Below are 3,147 nucleotides of genomic sequence, written 5' to 3'. Positions count from 1 at the left end.
GCCGGGCAGCCTGGAGTGGGTCACGCCGGTGTTCCTGCGCATCCCCCGGGACGCCGACGTGCAGGCGGCGCTGAACGCGCTGGAGGCCAGGCACGAAATCCTGCGCACCACCTACGTGGCGGAGTCCGGCGTGCCCGCGCAGCGCGTCGGCCCGCCGGGCAAGGTCGAGCTGACCGTGGTCGACGGCGACGAGGCCGACCGGTTCGACTACGTCCGGGCGCAGCTCGCGCACGGCTTCGACCTGGCCAACGGCCCGGTGTGGCGCGCGCTGCTGATGCCCGTGTCGGACGCCGAGTCGCTGCTGCTGCTCACCATCCACCACATCGCCTGTGACGGCTGGTCCAGCGTGGTGCTGGAACGCGAGCTCCGCCACCTCCTCACCGCGGCGGGCGACCTGCCGCCCACCACCCTCCAGTACGCCGACTACGCCACCTGGGAACGCGCGACCGGCGACCGGTTCGACCGCGACCTCGACCACTGGCGCATGCGGCTGGCCGGGCTGGAACCGCTGGAACTGGTCACCGACCGGCCCCGGCCCGCCGAGAGGGACGCGCGCGGCGGCCTGGTGGCTTTCGACGTGCCGCCCGCGCTGGCCGAACGGGTCACCGCACTCGGTCGCCGGCACGGCGCAACGCCGTTCATGGCGTTCCTGGCCTGCTACGCGATCCTGCTGGCCCGCTACAGCGGCCAGGACGACATCGCGATCGGCACACCGGTCGCCGGGCGGGACCGCGCCGAGACCGCCGACCTGGTCGGCTTCTTCCTCAACAACGTGGTGCTGCGCTGCGACCTCGGTGACGACCCGACATTCGGGCAGGCGCTCGACCGGGTGCGCGACGTGGCCCGGTCGGCGTTCGCGCACCAGTCCGTGCCGTTCGACCGGGTGGTCGACGCGCTCGACGTGCCGCGCGACCTCTCCCGGACCCCGCTCTACCAGGTGGCGTTCGACTTCCACGAGGAAGGCGCGACCGGCACCACCGACGACGCCGACGACATCGCCGCGTTCGCGGAGGCGTGGCGGGTCGCCAAGACCGACCTGACCCTGCTCGCGCAGCACCGCGGCGACGGCGGCGTCACCGGGTACCTGGAGTACGCGTCGGCCCTGTTCGACCGCGAGACCGTCGAACGGTTCGCGGCGCACTACCTGAACCTGCTCGAAGCCGCGGTCGACGGTCCGCACCGCCGCGTCTCGGCGCTGGAGTTCGTGTCGGTGCAGGAACGGGCGTTGCTCGTCGCACCGGCCGCGCACGAGGGTTTCGCGGTCGACCGGGGCGTGCACGTCCTGTTCGCCGAACGGGCCGCGCTGGTCCCCGACGCGCCGGCCGTCGTGTCCGGTGACGAGGTCCTGACCTACCGGGAGGTGAACGCGCGGGCGAACCGCCTGGCACGGCACCTGATCTCGGTGGGAGTGCGGCCGGGTTCGTTGGTGGGTGTGTGCCTGCCGCGTTCGGTGGATCTGGTCGTGTCGTTGCTGGCGGTGCTGAAGACCGGTGCGGCCTACCTGCCGTTGGACCCGGCGGTGCCGGTGGACCGGTTGAGGTTCATGGTCGGTGACGCCGACGTGTCCGTGGTCGTGACGCACACGTCGTGCGCCGAAGTGGTGGCCGGGTTCTTCGGCGGCTCGTCGGTCGTCGTGGACGACCCCGGGGTGACCGCCCTGGTCGCGGCCCTACCGCAGTCCGATGTGGACGGCGGCACGGGTCCGGACGACCTGGTCTACGTCATCTACACGTCCGGTTCGACCGGCCGGCCCAAGGGCGTGTGCCTGACCCATCGCAACGTGGTCCGGTTGATGCGTGCCGGTGACCGGCACTACCGGTTCACCGGCTCGGACGTGTGGCCGCTGTTCCACTCCTACGCGTTCGACGTGTCGGTGTGGGAGTTGTGGGGTTCGCTGCTGTTCGGCGGCACGCTCGTGGTGGTGCCGCAAGCCGTCACCCGGTCGCCGGACGAGTTCCTGGACCTGCTGGTGGCCCACGGCGTGACGGTGCTGAACCAGACCCCGTCGGCGTTCAAGGGGCTGATCGGCCTGGCCGCCGCCGGCGACGCGCGGCTGGACTCGCTGCGGCTGCGCGCGGTCGTGTTCGCGGGCGAGAAGCTGGAGATGGCCGACCTGCGGCCGTGGGTCGACCGGTTCGGCACGACCAACCCGAAGCTGCTCAACATGTACGGCATCACCGAGACCACGGTGCACTCGACGTACTACGAGGTCACCGAGGAGGACGTGGCGGACGGTTGGGCGAACCCGATCGGCGTGCCGCTGGCGGACCTGCGCATCCACCTGCTCGACGGGCACGGTCGGCTGGTGCCGGTGGGTGTGCCGGGGGAGATCCACGTCGGCGGTCCCGGCGTCGCCACCGGCTACCTGAACCGGCCGGCGTTGACGGCGGAGCGGTTCGTGCCGGACCCGTTCGAGCCCGGCGGTCGTCTGTACCGCAGTGGTGACCTGGCTCGTCGGCGGTCGGACGGGAGCCTGGAGTTCCTGGGCCGCTTGGACGACCAGGTGAAGGTCCGCGGGTTCCGGATCGAGCTCGGTGAGATCGAGGCCGTGCTGGCCGAGCACCCCGATGTGCGCGGTGCGGCGGTGCTGCTGCGCGAGGACGTGCCCGGTGACCGGCGGATCGTCGGCTACGTCGTGCCCGAACCGGGGGTGGAGCCCTCACCGCGCGAGGTGCGGGAGTTCGTCGCCGCACGGCTGCCCGAGTACATGGTGCCCTCGGCGGTGGTGCTGCTGGCGCGGTTGCCGCTGACCAACAACGGCAAGCTGGACAAGCGCGCCCTGCCCGCGCCCACCGACGACGCGCTGGCCAGGGCCGAGTACACCCCGCCGACCGGACCGGCGCAGGAGCGGATCGCGAACCTGTTCGGTGACCTGCTGGACACCGCGCGCGTCGGCGCGGGGGACAGCTTCTTCGACCTGGGCGGCAACTCCATGTCCGCCGTGGCGCTGGTCGGACGGCTGCGCGCGGCCGGCGTGGACGTCTCCGTGCGGGACGTGTTCGAGCACCGGTCGGTGGCCGCGCTCGCCGCGGTGGTCGACTCGCGCGCCGAGCGCCTGCCCGACCGCCGGGTGGCGCCGTTCGAGCTGGTCACCGCCGAGGACCGGGCCGCGCTGCCCGAGGGCCTCGCTGACGCCTACCCGCTGTC

Annotated in this window: 1 protein-coding gene; it reads left to right on the top strand. The window is 72.5% G+C overall.

Annotated features, from left to right (window positions below; translation table 11 throughout):
• Positions 1–3,147: amino acid adenylation domain-containing protein (locus AB0G02_RS32895; RefSeq protein ID WP_360802045.1), on the top strand; the 3,147-nt coding region annotated here is incomplete at both ends.

It is taken from the genome of Actinosynnema sp. NPDC023658, from assembly GCF_040639995.1.
Lineage (GTDB): Bacteria > Actinomycetota > Actinomycetes > Mycobacteriales > Pseudonocardiaceae > Actinosynnema.
This window is presented reverse-complemented; position numbering and strand designations above follow the sequence as displayed.